General features: G+C 65.0%; 16 protein-coding genes. 10 read left to right on the forward strand and 6 right to left on the reverse strand.

Annotated elements, in window-relative coordinates; translation table 11 throughout:
• Positions 1–8 precede the first annotated feature (8 nt).
• From C8K18_RS04170 to C8K18_RS04185, 4 genes are read left to right on the forward strand one after another with little or no spacing between them, the layout of a single operon-like run.
• On the forward strand, positions 9–371 hold the full coding sequence (locus C8K18_RS04170) for a DUF3613 domain-containing protein (RefSeq protein WP_107706724.1): 363 nt from the start codon (positions 9–11) through the stop codon (positions 369–371).
• Between the two features lies 1 nt (position 372).
• Positions 373–2,178 (forward strand): TadG family pilus assembly protein, encoded by a 1,806-nt coding sequence (locus C8K18_RS04175; protein ID WP_107706725.1) that lies wholly within the window; start codon positions 373–375, stop codon positions 2,176–2,178.
• 10 nt (positions 2,179–2,188) lie between these two features.
• Positions 2,189–3,580, forward strand: coding sequence for a sigma 54-interacting transcriptional regulator (locus tag C8K18_RS04180; protein WP_107706726.1), 1,392 nt, complete (start codon positions 2,189–2,191; stop codon positions 3,578–3,580).
• A gap of 49 nt (positions 3,581–3,629) precedes the next feature.
• On the forward strand, positions 3,630–4,373 hold the full coding sequence (locus C8K18_RS04185; protein WP_053858219.1) for a DUF2968 domain-containing protein: 744 nt from the start codon (positions 3,630–3,632) through the stop codon (positions 4,371–4,373).
• Positions 4,374–4,616: 243 nt separating this feature from the next.
• Here the strand turns inward: C8K18_RS04185 and C8K18_RS04190 are convergent, their stop codons facing one another.
• Positions 4,617–4,835: a hypothetical protein gene (locus C8K18_RS04190; RefSeq protein ID WP_053858218.1), complete on the reverse strand. Its 219-nt coding sequence runs from the start codon at positions 4,833–4,835 to the stop codon at positions 4,617–4,619.
• Between the two features lie 299 nt (positions 4,836–5,134).
• Here C8K18_RS04190 and C8K18_RS04195 point away from each other — a divergent pair, with 299 nt between their 5' ends.
• Positions 5,135–5,359 (forward strand): hypothetical protein, encoded by a 225-nt coding sequence (locus tag C8K18_RS04195; RefSeq protein ID WP_053858217.1) that lies wholly within the window; start codon positions 5,135–5,137, stop codon positions 5,357–5,359.
• Positions 5,360–5,383: 24 nt separating this feature from the next.
• Here the strand turns inward: C8K18_RS04195 and hfq are convergent, their stop codons facing one another.
• The gene (hfq, locus tag C8K18_RS04200) at positions 5,384–5,878 is read right to left on the reverse strand and encodes an RNA chaperone Hfq (RefSeq protein ID WP_053858216.1); all 495 of its coding nucleotides are present in this window, start codon (positions 5,876–5,878) and stop codon (positions 5,384–5,386) included.
• A gap of 357 nt (positions 5,879–6,235) precedes the next feature.
• Between hfq and C8K18_RS33210 the strand changes: the two genes are divergently transcribed.
• The 5 genes from C8K18_RS33210 to C8K18_RS04220 all read left to right on the forward strand — a co-directional run bounded on the left by C8K18_RS33210 (position 6,236) and on the right by C8K18_RS04220 (position 9,933).
• On the forward strand, positions 6,236–6,379 hold the full coding sequence (locus C8K18_RS33210) for a hypothetical protein (RefSeq protein WP_165919791.1): 144 nt from the start codon (positions 6,236–6,238) through the stop codon (positions 6,377–6,379).
• Between the two features lie 14 nt (positions 6,380–6,393).
• Positions 6,394–6,924 (forward strand): sigma-70 family RNA polymerase sigma factor, encoded by a 531-nt coding sequence (locus tag C8K18_RS04205; RefSeq protein ID WP_053858215.1) that lies wholly within the window; start codon positions 6,394–6,396, stop codon positions 6,922–6,924.
• Entirely contained in the window at positions 6,921–7,796 is an 876-nt protein-coding gene (locus tag C8K18_RS04210) for an anti-sigma factor (protein WP_107706727.1), read from the forward strand. The genes C8K18_RS04205 and C8K18_RS04210 overlap by 4 nt, the downstream gene beginning before the upstream one ends.
• Before the next feature lie 28 nt (positions 7,797–7,824).
• Positions 7,825–9,402: an FAD-binding oxidoreductase gene (locus C8K18_RS04215; RefSeq protein ID WP_107706728.1), complete on the forward strand. Its 1,578-nt coding sequence runs from the start codon at positions 7,825–7,827 to the stop codon at positions 9,400–9,402.
• A gap of 114 nt (positions 9,403–9,516) precedes the next feature.
• Entirely contained in the window at positions 9,517–9,933 is a 417-nt protein-coding gene (locus C8K18_RS04220; RefSeq protein ID WP_107706729.1) for a hypothetical protein, read from the forward strand.
• Positions 9,934–9,951: 18 nt separating this feature from the next.
• Here C8K18_RS04220 and C8K18_RS04225 read toward each other — a convergent pair whose 3' ends face one another.
• The 4 genes from C8K18_RS04225 to C8K18_RS04240 form a co-directional block, all read right to left on the reverse strand.
• Positions 9,952–10,932 carry a DUF1571 domain-containing protein gene (locus tag C8K18_RS04225; RefSeq protein WP_374710142.1) on the reverse strand — a complete coding sequence of 327 codons (981 nt, stop codon included), beginning with the start codon at positions 10,930–10,932 and terminating at the stop codon, positions 9,952–9,954.
• Positions 10,933–11,024: 92 nt separating this feature from the next.
• Positions 11,025–12,803, reverse strand: a complete 1,779-nt coding sequence (locus C8K18_RS04230; RefSeq protein ID WP_107706731.1) for an AMP-binding protein — start codon at positions 12,801–12,803, stop codon at positions 11,025–11,027.
• Between the two features lie 80 nt (positions 12,804–12,883).
• Entirely contained in the window at positions 12,884–14,185 is a 1,302-nt protein-coding gene (locus C8K18_RS04235) for an acetyl-CoA C-acetyltransferase (RefSeq protein WP_107706732.1), read from the reverse strand.
• Between the two features lie 103 nt (positions 14,186–14,288).
• Entirely contained in the window at positions 14,289–15,224 is a 936-nt protein-coding gene (locus tag C8K18_RS04240; RefSeq protein WP_053858209.1) for a MaoC/PaaZ C-terminal domain-containing protein, read from the reverse strand.
• Positions 15,225–15,226: the final 2 nt, after the last annotated feature.

Here is a 15,226-nt window from a genome sequence, read left to right on the forward strand (position 1 = left end):
AGGGTAGCGTGAAAAATAACGAAAGAATCGGGATGCGGTGGCGCTGGTGGTGCTTTGCAGTGCGCGCGTCGGTGTTCGTGCTGGCGGCGGGTGCGGCCGTGCACGCGAGCGCTCAGTCGGCGGCAGCGGGTGAGCCCGCCGTCGTAAGCAGCGAAGTCGGGCATTCGACTTCAGCATGGCTCGAGCTTCAGCGCAGCAACGCGCAAGCCGCAGCCCCTCAGCCGATGCTCGGCGAAGAGGCGGGGCTCGCCTATCGGCGCTACATGCAGTCGTTCAAATCGCGCATTCCCGATCTGTACGGTTCGGCGCTCAACCAGGGCAGCGGCGGCGGGCAGGGCGGCGGGCTCACGGGCCAGTTGCCGCAGAACTGATATGCGATCAGCCGATTCCGTCCACCGCCGTTTGCGATCGCTGCGCACGCATCGTCGCGCAGGCGCTGCCCTTGCGCTCACCCCGCGCCGGCAGCGCGGCGCGATCGCGCTGCTGGCGGCGGTGTTCGTGAGCGTCGCGGTGATCGCGCTCGGCGCCGTGGACATCGGCCACTTCTATTACGCGCGCCGCGATTTGCAGCGAACCGCCGATCTCGCCGCGGCGGCCGGCGCTCAGGTGATCGGCAGCGCGGGCGGCTGCGCGGCGGCCGCCAACACGGCGCGGCTGAACGCAACCGCAAACGGTCTGCCGGCCGACGGCACCGTCCAGGTCACTTGCGGACGATGGGACCCGTCGGCCAATGCGGGCCAGTCGTATTTCGTTGCGTCGGGCACGCCGCTCAATGCGGTGCAAGTGGTGGCGAGCCGGCCCGTGCCGTTTCTGTTTCTGATCGGCCAGGCGCGCGACCTGAGCGCGAGCGCCGTCGCGCAGGCGACCAACATCAGCTCGTTCTCGCTGAGCACGTCGGTGGCGAGCCTTTCCGGCGGTCTGCTCAACGGATTGCTGAACGGCTTGCTCGGCACCAGCCTGAATCTCGACGTCGGCTCTTATCAGGGGCTCGCCACCGCGCAGGTCAAGCTGGCGGATCTGGCGGCCGCATTGGGCGTCGCGTCGATGTCGCAGTTGCTGCAGACGCAGGTGACGGTGAGCCAGCTCGCCACCGCGATGGCGACCGTGCTCGGTCAGAGCAAGGTGGCGAGCGCGAGCGCGACCAGCGCGCTGGGCGCGATTGCGAGCGCATCGACGGGATCGACGGCGATCCGGCTCGGCGACACGACGAGCGCAAACGGCTTGCTCGCGATCGGTCTGGCGAACCCGGAGGCGGCCGCGTCCGCCACCATCAACGCGCTCGACGCGCTGATGATCGCCGCCGAGATCGCGCACGGCAGCTCGGCGGTGAACCTGGGCACCGCGCTCAATCTGAGCCCGGTCGCGAACGTCACGGCGCAAGCGCGGGTTCTGAAGCCGCCCGTGATCGCGGTGGGCGAGGCCGGCACCTATCCGGACGGCCGCTATCGGACGAGCGCGCATTCGGCGTCGGTGCAGCTTTATCTGAACGTGCAACTGGTCAACGCCAAGCTCGGGCTCGGGGCGGGATTTCCTTCGCTTGTCAACGTGAGCCTTCTCAATCTGCCGATTTACCTCGAAGTCGCGCCCGGCACCGCCGGCTTGCAAAGCACGCAGTGTTCGACGCAGAAGTCGACGAGCTATAGCGGGATCGACGTCAGGCCAGGCGTGCTGTCGATGTGCGTGGGCGGCGACGCGTCCAGCAACCTGACCAATAGCAGCGTGCCGACCACTTGCTCGACGCCCGCGTCGCTGACTTCAGTGAGCGTGCCGTTGCTGAGTCTCGGCGTAATCGACGTGACGGTCGGCAGCAGTTCGCCGGCGAACGGCTTCAACCTTCATATACAGCCGCAGTCGAGCGTGCTGCGCTTTAACAACGTGGCCGGCGATGCCGACGACTTTCAGAGCACCAACACCAACGCGCTCGGTTCGGCGACGAGCGGTCTTGTGGGCCAGCTCGCGGCCGGGCTCGCGGGCTCGATGCATGCGAGCGCGCTCGGCCTCGACATCACCGTTCTTGCCGCGCCGCTCGTTGGCGCGCTCGCCGGGACGCTCACGCCCGTACTGAATTCGCTCGACCTGCTGCTCGTTCCGCTTCTGCAACTCCTCGGCGTGCAGGTCGGCGTCAGCACGGTTCACAGCCTCGGACTTGCCTGCGGTCAGGCACAACTGGTTTATTGATTCGGCGACCATGAGAACCACCACCAAAATCGAGGAACTCGATATTTACGTCTGGGAGGGCAAGGCCGACATCGTCGACCGGGTCGCGCGCTGCATGGCGAGCTTCGACGTCGAAGTGATCCGTGCGGATGACATCGCGATCTCGCCCGAGCGGACCGCGCAGCGGCCGTCGCTCGCGATCATCAGCGTCTCGGTGATCGACAGCGGCGCGCTGATCGTGCGCGACTGGCAGGCCGCTCACGGCATTCCGGTCGTGTGGGTCGGCGCGGCGCCGCGCGACCACGATCCGTCGATGTATCCCGCCGAGTATTCGCACATTCTGCCGCTCGACTTTACGTGCGCCGAGTTGCGCGGCATGGTGACGAAGCTCGTGCTGCAAATGCGCGCACACAGCGCGAAGACGCACGAGTCGGACGCGATCATCGCCAACTCCGAATGCATGCAGGCGCTGCTGCACGAAGTCGATACCTTCGCCGACTGCGACACGAGCGTGCTGGTGCACGGCGAGACCGGCGTCGGCAAGGAGCGCATCGCGCAACTGCTGCACGAAAAACATAGCCGCTACGGCAAGGGCCCGTTCGTCGCGGTGAATTGCGGCGCGATTCCGGATGGCCTGTTCGAGTCGCTGTTTTTCGGGCACTCGAAGGGCTCGTTCACGGGCGCCGTGGTCGCGCACAAAGGCTACTTCGAGCAGGCCGACGGCGGCACGCTGTTTCTCGACGAGATCGGCGATTTGCCGCTTTATCAGCAGGTCAAGCTGTTGCGGGTGCTCGAAGACAGCGCCGTCACGCGCATTGGGTCCGCGACGCCCGTCAAGCTCGACTTCAGGCTCGTCGCGGCGACCAACAAGCATCTGCCGCAGCTCGTGAAGGACGGCACTTTTCGCGCGGACCTCTATTATCGGCTGGCGGTGATCGAGCTAAAAATCCCGTCGCTGGAAGAGCGGGGCGCCGTCGACAAGATCGCGATCTTCAAGGCGTTTATCGCGCATGTGGTGGGCGCCGAGCGCCTCGCCGGCTTGCCGGATTTGCCGTACTGGCTCGCGGACGCCGTCGCCGATACGTATTTTCCGGGCAACGTGCGCGAACTGCGCAATCTCGCCGAACGGATCGGTGTGACGGTGCGGCAGATCGGCGCATGGGACGCCGCGCGTCTGCAGCGTCTGCTCGCGCTTGCCCGCAGCAGTCAGCCGGTGCCGGCCGAGAGCGCGGCCGAAGTGCTGGTGGACCGCAGCAAATGGGACATGGCGGAGCGCAACCGTGTGATCGCCGCACTCGACGCCAACAGTTGGCGGCGTCAGGACACGGCGCTCTATCTGGGCATCAGCCGCAAGGTGCTGTGGGAGAAAATGCGCAAGTACCAAATTTTCGACGAAGAGCCCGAAACCCGCGAAAGTGAGTAATAATGAGACGATTGGGAACTAAAACAAAAACTGTCGAAGCAGGAATTACATGGACCAAAAGTCGAAACTACGACAGATCGCCGTTGCCGCGATCATGGCGTTGGGGGTAGCACACGGCGCATGCGCACAGGCTCAGTCTTTGCCTCAGTCTCAGTCTCAGTCTGACAACAATGGCGCATCCGGCGTCGTTTCCCAACCGGGTGCGACAGTCGCGCTGCCGTCGACGCAGCCTGCGCAGCCTCAGGTTCAGACTTCCGCGCTCACGCCGGACGAAGCGAAGCAATCCGCCGCGGGCAACGTCGCCGAATTGCAGCAGATGATCAAGGGCTCGGACCTCAGCGAACTGCGCACCACGTACAACGGCAGCTACGGCGCGAGCTTGCTGTTCCACGGCAAGGAGATGACGTACTACGTCGCGCTCTTCCAGCAAAAGAACTTCTGGCGTGTCATCAAGACGCAGGACGCGGCGCGCGCCGAAATGATCTACCGCGATTTCGCGCGCCAGACGCTGCAACTGTCGGACGTGGAAATTCGCCGCACGCAACTCGAGGCGCAAAAGGCGTTCACCGAACGCATGATCGCGCTGTCGCAGAACCGTGCGAATCGCCTGCAGGCCGACCTCGATGTTGCGCGCCAGCAGCAGACGATCGTGGCCAACCAGCAGCAACAGACCCGCGCCGAAGCCGTGGCGCTCGCGCAGCAAAAGGCTGCCGCGCAGGAGCAACTGCGTGCGGCGCAGCGTCAGGTGCGCGAACTGCAGCGGCAGCTTGAAAGCGGCTTGCCGGTGCATTGAGGCGGAAGCGGCTGACCGTCTGACGGTCTGCTCGCACCAGATAAGCCGGGTGGGCGATGCTCAATACGCTCGCTCGGCTTGCTTTCATACGAGGCGTTACTCGACCGGCTTTGTCCTTGGCATAAATCAGCGTATCTGTCGGCCGGCGTCATCACGGCGCGCGTGCCGAAGGCGCTTGCGAATTGCGCACTGTGCCTGCGCGCGCCATGCGTTCGTGGCGCGCGACTGCGTTGCCGTTGCGCGCTAGCGCCGCTTCTTCTCTTCCCCTGGCTTCTGCGCTTGCCCCGGCGAATGCGGTTGCGCCTCCGACGCACGAGGCGCGTGATTCTCGTGGACGGCAATCGGATCGCTCGCGGGGAAGCTTTCTTCCAGCGCCTCGTCGAGGCGGCTTTCCGTAGAGTCGAGCACCCGCTCCGGCTGGTTTCCGGTGGACGGCGGCGCAGTGTGCTTCTTGCTCGTCATGACGGGCTCCCTTAGACGTAATCGACGATCCAGCATAGCGCAAACACTGCGCCGGCGACATTAGCCGGATGGCATAGGACCGCGACGCGCAACGCCAACACCGCGCCATCTAGTAAAGAAAAACTTCAAACGTAGGTTCGCCGGCTCGTTTTCCGTGTGTCGCAGGAATGCAGTGCGGAAAACAACCATCATCGGACGGTCGCGTGGACCGGCCCATCGCACCGCATGCGGCGCAACGACACTGTCCAGCTTCGGGAGGGGCGCAAACTCAAACGACCAACAACAAGGCAGCGAACACCATGAACACGAAACACGTGCGCACAAGGCGTTTCAACGCTTCACACGTGGTGGAAGCAGAACTGGATCATCTGGATTGGGCAACGAAACAGCCGACGCAACGGATGCTGGACGCCGGCTACTGGCGGCGTCGTCTGTTGGCGGTCAAATGCAGGTTCGAGCTGTCAGAACAACAGGTGGCGAGGGTGGAGAAAATTCTGCAGCGGCTCGGCCCTCTGCAGAAGTAAGCGGCGCTGCGCGCCGCTTATTGCTTACTCGTGGCCGCCGTTGCCGTTGCCATTACCGTTGCTGCCGCCACTGCCGTGATTGCCGTGGTTGCCGCCGTCGCCGCCCGTGCCGAACAGACGGCGCCGGCGCGTGACGACCACCGGCGTATCGGACGAACTGCCGCGCTCCGATGCGGGCCGGTCAGACGGTGCGCCGTACGATTCGCGCGGTTCACGCGGTTCCCGATGCTCGCGCGGCTCACGCGAGCCGTGCGGCCCGCGGGTGGTGTGCTCGCCATGCGACGGGCGGCCCGCGCGCGGAGCCGGACGGGTTCCGGTATCGAGCTGGATCGTCGAGATGGCGCGCTTGTAGATGCCCTGCAGGCCGACGGGCGTGCGCAGCATCACCAGATATTGGTCGAACGACTCGATGCACCCTGTCAGGCGGATGCCGTTGACAAGGTAAATCTCAACGCGCTTTCGTTCTTTGCGCGCGGCGTTCATGAAGTCGTTTTGCGGATGCGATTCTGCGGAAGCCATGGACAATTCAGGTTAGAAAGACGGTTGTTCGCCGCGATTCTACCCTGTGCGGGGCGGAACGCGTCGGCGGGCGAACTGCGTCCACTATAACGGCTTGCGCCCACATAAGCACCTGGTAACTATGGGCTGTAACGTTGAGTTACCAAATCAGCCGATGATTGACCGGCTTCTTCGGCCAGAGCGGGCGCTTCCCGATGCCGATGGCGGAAAAAGCTGGCCCCGCGGGATGCATCGTCGGAATAAATCGCCTGGCTGCAGCGTTAAGAGAGGGACGGTGCAGGAAAGATGAGCACCGAGTTTGATCGACAGCCTCGCATGGGACGGAAGTAAGCGCCCTGCATGACAACGGAGACTCACATGAAACGCACTCGCATCCTCGGCATGATCGTCATGCTTTTCACACTCGCATTGGGTTCGCTCGCCACCACGGCGTGCTCGTCGACGGACAGCGGCGCGTCCAGCAGCGGCACGAGCGGCGGCAGCAGCAGCGGCGGCTACTGAGCGCTGCGCTCGGGGTGAGCTTCGAAGCGGAAGTGATTTCGTGGCTCCCGCAGTTGCGCCGCTATGCGCGCGCGCTGACGGGGGACCGCGCGTGGGCCGATGACCTTGTGCAGGACACGGCCGAGCGCGCGCTCGCGCGCTGGGCGGCGTTCCGGCCGAACAGCAATCTGCGCGCGTGGCTCCTGACCATCCTGCGGCATCTTTATATCGATCAGCTGCGCGGGCGCCGCGAAATCGCCGTCGATGAAGAAAGCGCCCCGTGGCGCAATCTCGAGGCGCCGCAACGCGAGGTCGACGGTCTCGTGCTGCGCGATCTGCAGCGCGCACTGTATCGCCTGCCGCTCGAACAGCGCGAGGTGCTGCTGCTCGTGTGCGTCGAGGAACTGACGTATCAGGAGACGTCGAAGGCGCTCGGTGTGCCCGTCGGCACGGTGATGTCGCGGCTGTCGCGCGGGCGCGAGCATCTGCGCGCGTTGCTGGAGGGGCCCGCGCAAGGGCCGGCGCGCAAGCCGCCGCCGTTGAAAGTAGTGAGAAATCCGCGATGAATAACGACCACGACGACCACGATTCCAGCTTGCCCGACGGGGTGGACCTGCGAGCGCTGTCGGCGTTCGTCGACGGCGAAATGCCGGATCACGAGCGCGAGCGCATCGCGGCGCTCGTCGCCGGAAATCCGCAAGCGGCCGCGCGGGTGGCCGCGTGGCGCGCGCAAAAGGCCGCGCTGCGCGTGTTGTGCGGCGTGTCGCCTGGCGAAGCGGAGCGCGTATCGGCGGATTATGCCGAGCCTGGCGGCCCCGATGAACCTCATGCCGCCGACGACCCCGCCGTCATCGTGCTGCGTCCGCGCACGCCGTGGTGGCGGCGCGTCGGCGTGGCCGCGTGCTGGCTCGCGGCGGGCGCCGGCCTCGCGCTCGCGCTCGGCCCGCTCGCGCCGCGTTTGACGGGCGGCGCGTGGAACGGTCTCGGTGCAAGCGCGCCCAGTTTCGCCGAACGCGCCGACATCGCGTATGCGGTCTATACGCCCGAGCGGCGACATCCGGTGGAAGTGGCGGCGAGCGAGGAAGAGCATCTGATCGCCTGGCTCTCCAAGCGTCTGAACCGGCCGCTTTCGGTGCCGTCGTTGCAGGAATACGGCTACTCGCTCGTGGGCGGCCGCCTGTTGCCCGGCGAGGCGGGACCGGCCGCGCAGTTCATGTACGAGAACCGCGGCGGCGCGCGCCTCACGCTGTACGTGACCGGCACCGCGCGCGACGAGAACGCGTTCCGTCTGCTGCGCGACGGCAACCGGCGCACCTTCTACTGGATCAGCGACGGCATGGGCTACGCGTTGTCCGGACCGATCGCGGAGGGCAAGCTGCGCTCAATTGCCGTCGACGTCTGCAGCGCGCTCGGCGGCAAGCCGGAAGCGTGGCAGTAGCGACGCGCGCGCCACAAACGGAGACCCCTTGAACCGCACCCTGCCGCCGAACGTTTCCGCCGCGCAGTTCGACGCTGCGCTGGCTGCCTGGCGCGCGATCGTCGGCGACCAGCATGTGGTGAATTCGGCGACCGCGCTGTCGACCTATCTCGACCCGTTCGCGCCCGGCGAGCGCGAGGCGTTCGCGGCGAGCGCCGCGCTGCTGCCCGCATCCGTCGATGAAATCCGTGCGGTGCTGCGCATTGCCAATCAATATCGCATTCCGTTGTGGACCGTTTCCACCGGACGCAACTTCGCGTACGGCGGCGCCGCGCCGCGTCTGACCGGCTCGGTCGTGCTCGATCTGCAACGGATGAAGCGCATCGTCGAGGTCAACGAATCGCTCGCGTATGCGCTCGTCGAACCGGGCGTCAGCTACTTCGATCTGCACGCGCACTTGCGCGAGAAAGGCTATCGGCTGTGGGTCGATCCACCGGCGGCGGGTTGGGGCAGTGTGGTCGGCAATACGCTGGAGCGCGGCTTCGGCTACACGTCGTATGGCGACCATGCGGCCACGCAGTGCGGCATGGAAGTGATACTCGCCAACGGCGACGTGCTGCGCACCGGCATGGGCGGCATCGACACGAGCACCGCATGGCAGCTTTATCAGCCGGGTTACGGGCCGTCGTTCGACGCGATGTTCATGCAGTCGAACTACGGCATCGTCACCAAGATCGGCGTGTGGCTGATGCCCGCACCGCCCGCGTATCTGCTCGGAGAAATTCAGTTTCGCCATGAAACGGATCTCGAAGCCATCGTCGAAATATTGCGGCCGTTGCGGCTCGACGAGACGATCCGCAATCATGCGGTGATCGGAGGCGGTTTGCGGCGCGCTGCCGGACTGTCGGCTCGCGCGCAGTGGTACGACGGTGCGGGCGCGATGCCGGAAAGCGCCATCACCGCGATGCTCGACAAGCTGAACGTCGGCCGCTGGAATCTGCATTTCGCGCTGTACGGCACGCCCGAGCTGGTCGACGCACGCTACGCGATCGTCGAGCGCGCGTTCGCGCGTGTGCCGCAGGCGCGAATCTTCGCGAAGCGTTATGCGGGCGACGCCGAGCCCACCGCGGGCGGCGATCGCAATCTGGCCGGCATCCCGGCGATGAGCGCGTTTCGCATGCTCGACTGGCGCGGCGGCGCGGGCGCGCATGTGGACTTCGCGCCGGTGTGCCCGGCGACCGGGCGCGATGCGCTGCGCCAGTACTTCATGGTGAAGGCGCGCGCGGCCGAATACGGCTTCGATTACTACGGCGGATTCACGGCGGGCGTGCGTCATCTGCATCACATCTTCGCGGCGATTTTCGATCGCGACGATGCGAACCAGGTCGAGCAGGCCGGCGCGCTATTGCGCTCGCTGATGAGCGACGCGCGCGCGGCCGGTTACGGACAATACCGCGCGCATCTCGCGTATATGGATTTCGCCGCCGCGCAGTACAGCTTCAACGAAGGCGCCTTGCTGCGGCTCTCGGAAACGATCAAGGACGCGCTCGACCCGAACGGCATTCTTGCGCCGGGCAAGCAGGGTATCTGGCCGGCGGCGTGGCGCCGACGGCGCGGCTATACGTAAGCGCAACATGAGCGCAAAGTGGAGCGCAACGTGGAGCGCAAAGTGGAGCGCAACGTGAACGCAACGTGAGCGCAAGCGGCGAAATGAGCCGCATCGAACAACCGGAGCACGAGCATGGACCGGCGCACTTTCATGATGACGAGCGCATGGCTTTCCACCACGGCGGGCTCCGTGTGGCCCTGGCTCGGCCACGCGGCGGCACGCGGCGACACCTTCGCGATCGCCGATTCGACGCTGCCGGCTAGCGCCGCGTTTGCCCGCTACGCCGCCGCGATGAACCTGCCCACTTTCGAAACCGGCGACGACATCGGCTTGCTATGGCACACCACGCTTTCACCGCTGCTGCACGCATCGGCTGCCAATGCAAACGCGGCGCGCTGGCTGATCGGCGTGACGCGCGCGTCCGATTACTTCGTGTTGAGAGAACTCGCGACTCGCGCGACGCATCGCATCGAGCATAGTCACGAACAGGCCGCGCAGTCCGCCGATGCCAAGCCCGCTCACGTCAGCTTCGTATTCGCGCCGCGTTGAGCCGCGACGACGCTAGGACTAGAATTTATAGGCCTTGTTTTGCGGGTCGAAAGTCGAGTCGTCGAAAGTTTTCGGCGTGATGGTTTCGAACACGATCTTCTCGAAGATGCGGCCGTCGTTGTCATAAGACTCGACGGTGCGGAAATACGGATGCCGCAAATCGAGCCCGAGCGTCTCCTTCTTCGCGTAGAACTGCGGCTGACCGGTCGGCGTCTCGAACGTGAACGCGACCACGCGCACGCCGTCGATGGTCTGCACGTCGATCTGCATCGAGCGCGGCAAGCCGGCCTCGATAAATTTCTTGCCCTCGGCGAGGTACTGCTGCGCGATGTATTCGGTGCCGAGATCGCGCACCTGGTGATTCGATTGCGAGCGGGCGAGCGCGCCGTTCAACGACGTCCATAACGGCATCACGTTCATGATGCCGCCGAGGTGCCCATACATTTCGTCGCTGCGCTTCGATTCGTCGTAGATGATTTCCTGGCCCGCGTGCCCGCCGTCGGGCAGCCACTTTGCGTAGATGCGCAGCGGGTCGTGCGCGACGCGCACCAGCATGTGATCGGGCTTGTCGGGCCACTGGCCGCGAACGCGCTCGGAGCGCGACATCGTGAACTCATACGACGCGTAGCCGTTCGGACCTTCCTTGATATAGCGAGGCAGCGCGAGCGGATCGAGCGACTTGAATAGCGCGACCAGTTGCGCGTCGTCGAGTGCTTCGAGCGTGCCGCTTTGCTGAGCGGCGCGCAGCCATTTGACCTGCTGATCGAGCGTCAACTTGCCGACTTGCGAAGCGGGCGTCGAAGGTGGCTTGACCGCGCTTGCGGTTTCGAGCGGCGGCGGCTTGTCGTCGTTTTGTGCGAAGGCGGGCGAGACGCCGATGCTTACGATTGCACATGCTACGGCGCACGCGACGAGCGCGCCGGACCGCAGCTTGCGAAACGGCAGCTTGTCGCGCTGAGCCGGCGGCGCGCAAACAGCGGCTGTCGCGTTCAAGCGCATCGCGCGAAACAACCGCAAGCGTGCGAACAGGCAAGGCGTCATCAAAACTCTCCCGAAAGGTGGCGCAACGCTTCACGCGAGCGCCTTGGGAGTCAGGCAGACTTTTGCTTCGCGAGTTCCTCGTCCCGCAGCGCGCGGCGCAGAATCTTGCCGACATTGGTTTGCGGCAACTCATCGCGGAACTCCACGACCTTCGGCACCTTGTAGCCCGTCAGATTCTTGCGGCAATGCGCGATCACCTGTTCGGCGGTCAACGACGGATTGCGCTTCACGACGAACACTTTCACGCGCTCGCCCTGGGCGTCGTCGGGCACACCGATTGCCGCCACTTCGCGCACGTCGGGATGCGCCGCGATTACGTCCTCGATCTCGTTCGGATAAACGTTAAAGCCCGACACGAGGATCATGTCCTTCTTCCTGTCGATGAGACGAATGAAGCCGCGCGAATCCATCACGCCGATGTCGCCGGTCGCGAGCCAGCCTTCGTCGTCGATCACCTTGGCGGTCTCCTCAGGCCGGTTCCAGTAGCCCTTCATGACCTGCGGGCCCATCACGCACAATTCGCCTGCCTCGCCGATGTCCGCCCAACTGCCGTCGTCTTTTCTGAAGCGCACTTGCGTCGACGGCGCGGGCAAGCCGATCGAGCCTTCGAAGTCGCGCAGGTTCGACACGTCGACGGGATTCATCGACACGATCGGCGAGCATTCGGTCAAGCCGTAGCCTTCGATAATCGGCTTGCCCGTCACCGCCTTGAAGCGCTCGGCCACCGACCTTTGCGTCGCCATGCCGCCCGCCATCGCGAGCTTGAGGTCGGAGAAATCGCGCTTGCGAAATTCCTCGTTCTCGAGAAACGCGTTGTACAGCGTATTGACCGCGGTCATGCCGGTGAACTTCTCATGACGGATGATCATCATCACGCGCTTCATGTCGCGCGGATTCGCGATCAGGATGTTGCGCCCGCCGAGTCCCATGAAGATCAGCGCGTTCACCGTCAGCGAATAGATGTGATAAAGCGGCAGCGGCGTGAGCACCGTTTCTATCTCGCCGCTCAATTGACCTTCGGACCACGCCTTCGCCTGCAGCAGATTGGCGATGATGTTGCGATGCGTGAGCATCGCGCCCTTCGCGACGCCCGTGGTTCCGCCGGTGTACTGAAGAAACGCGATGTCGTGATGCGTCGGGCGAACCGGTGTGAGCGGCCGCGCATAGCCGACGGCGAGCGCCTTCAGAAGCGGCACCGCTTGCGGCAACTGATACTCGGGCACCATCTTCTTCACATGACGCAGCATGAAATTGAGCAGACGTCCCTTGATATTCAGGCCGTCGGCGAGCAGGTCGCCGAGTCCAGTCACGATCACGTTCTGTATCTTCGTGCCCGGCAGCGCGTCCTGTACCGTCTTCGCAAAGTTCTCGAACACGATGATGGTTTGCGCGCCGCTGTCCTTCAACTGATGCGCAAGCTCGCGCACTGTGTAGAGCGGGTTCACGTTGACCACCACGGCGCCCGCCTTGAGCACGCCGAACAGCGATACCGGATACTGGAACGTATTGGGCAGCATGATCGCGACGCGTTCGCCGGGCTTCACGCCGATGCTCTGCAAATACGCGGCGAAGGCCGTCGCCTTGCGGCCCAGTTCGCCATACGTCATGCTCGCGCCGACGCTCACGTACGCAACGCGCTCGCGAAACTGCGCGATGCATTCGTCGAAGAATTGCACGAGCGACTCGTACTTGTTGACGTCGATTTCATGCGGCACGCCGGCCGGGTACGACGCGTACCAGATACCGTCGGTGTTGGGCGCGCGCCCGGCACGCCCGCTTGCCTGATTCGCAGCGGCGGGCGAGGGCGAGGCTTGAGTGGGCTCGGTCATCGGTCGTCTCCTGAAGCCGGGGCTTCATGTGTTTGTGTGCTGTTTGTGCAGTGCTTTGCTTATGGTTCGCGCGACGCCGGTCAGCGCTCCAGAATAGCCACCACGCCCTGGCCGCCCGCCGCGCAGATCGAGATCAATCCGCGCGCGGTGCCCGCGGGCTTATCGAGTTGCGCGAGCATCTTCGCAAGACCCGCGACGATGCGCCCGCCCGTCGCCGCAAACGGATGACCCGTCGCGAGCGAGCCGCCGTTGACGTTGAGCTTCTCGCGATCGATCGCGCCGAGCGGGCCGTCGAGGCCCAACTGCGTGCGGCAATATTCGTCATCCTGCCATGCCGCGAGCGTGCACAACACTTGCGCCGCGAACGCTTCGTGGATCTCGTAGAAATCGAAGTCCTGCAACGTCAGTCCCGCGCGTGCGAGCATGCGCGGCACCGCATACGCAGGCGCCATCAAGAGGCCCTCTTTCTTGTCGAAGTAGTCGACGGCCGCCGCTTCCGACCAGCTCAGATACGCCAGCACCGGCAGCCCGCGGCGCGCGGCCCAGTCCTCGCTCGCGAGCAGTACCGCCGATGCGCCGTCGGTGAGCGGCGTCGAATTGCCGGCGGTCAGCGTACCGGCGTCGCGATCGAACGCGGGCTTGAGCGAAGCGAGCCTTTCGAGCGTGAGGTCGGAGCGCAGATTGTTGTCACGCGCAAGGCCGCGGTACGGCGTCATCAGATCGTTGACGAAGCCGCGCGCGTACGCTTCGGCGAGCTTGCGGTGACTGTCGTAGGCGAGCACGTCCTGCGCCTCGCGCGAGATGTTCCAGCGCTTCGCCATCAGTTCGCAATGCTCGCCCATCGAAAGACCCGTGCGCGGCTCGCCGTTGCGCGGCAACAGCGGCTTGAAAAACATGCCGGGCCGCAGCTTCGCCAGCGCGCCGACGCGCTGACCTGGGCTGCGGCCGCGGTTCGCCTCGAGCAGAATCTTGCGCAGGTTCTCGTTCACGCCGATCGGCGCATCCGAAGTCGTATCCACGCCGCCTGCGATGCCCACGTCGATCTGCCCCAACGCAATTTTATTGGCCACGAGGATCGCGGTTTCGAGCCCCGTGCCGCATGCCTGTTGCACATCGTACGCGGGTGTTTCCTTCGCGAGTGTGGTGGACAGCACGGATTCGCGCGTGAGATTGAAGTCGCGCGAATGCTTGATGACGGCGCCCGCCGCGACTTCGCCGAGACGTTCGCCATGCAGGTTGTAGCGGTCGATCAGTCCTTGCAGCGTGAAGGTCAGCATGTCCTGATTCGACGCGGTCGCGTAGGCCGTATTCGAGCGGGCAAACGGAATCCGGTTGCCGCCGATAATCGCGACGCGGCGCACGGGTGGCAGCGGGTGAGGCATGCTCGGCTCCTTCTTGTGGCGTGTTGGATTGATGTGGCTCGCGTAGACAGCGGCAAGCGCCGCTATCGTTGTTCCGGCGCGGGTCTGATTGCAGGACATGCGTTCATTGCAGTCTCCATTGCATGCGCCCGCGCAAATGCGGCTTTTCTCCAGCGATGTCGCGCACCTCGATATCGCGTTCGATCAGCGAGGACGACGCGCTCCATAGCGTCGCTTCGCCGGGCAGCAGCATCGGCAACTTGAATTCGGCGCTGAGCGTGGCTTCGGCAAGCGGCTTCGGCGGCTGCAATGACGATGCGGCGCGCGCAAGCGTCCACATGCCATGCGCGATCGCACGCGGAAAACCGAACGCCTTCGCGGAAAGCGCGCTCATATGGATCGGGTTGTAGTCGCCGGACACGCTCGCATAATCGCGGCCGAGTTGCGGCGCGAGCTGCCAGCGAGCGATGCGCTGCAACGCGGCGGCATCCACCACGAGCGGATCGAGCGGCGCGCCGCTCGCCGCCACGCCGCGCTTCAGATAAACGCTGTCGCCGTCCCACACCGCTTCGCCGCGCCGGTAAATGCGCGTATGCAGCAGGAACGCCTGGCCCTTGTCGTGACGCAGCAGCGCGCCGAACTCCACCTCGATACGCAAAACGTCCTTGTACGCGAGCGGCCGGCGCAGACGCACATGATTGGCGAGATGCAGCAGCCCGACCGCGGGCCACGGGAACGCCGGATCGGTGAGCATCAGCAGATGCAGCGGAAACGCGAGCAGATGCGGATACGTGAGCGGCACGCCGTGTTCGGGAATGAATCCGCACACGCGCGCGTAACGCCAGGCCGGCCCGGCATCGAGCGCGACGGCGGGGCGCACCAGACGCAACGCCGGCAACTGCGCTGGACGTCCGCGCTTGACGACGCCCGACAACGCGCGCGCATAAAGACGCGCCGGCGTGGGCAAGGTATCGATAACGACGGTCTTCGGCCGGACCGCATCGCGTTGCGCGAGAGTCGACGCGTGCTGGCCGCCGAACGGATCACCGGGTTCTTGCATGG

The sequence above is a fragment of the Paraburkholderia sp. GV068 genome (assembly GCF_003058125.1).
In the GTDB taxonomy this organism is placed as follows: Bacteria; Pseudomonadota; Gammaproteobacteria; order Burkholderiales; family Burkholderiaceae; genus Paraburkholderia; species Paraburkholderia graminis.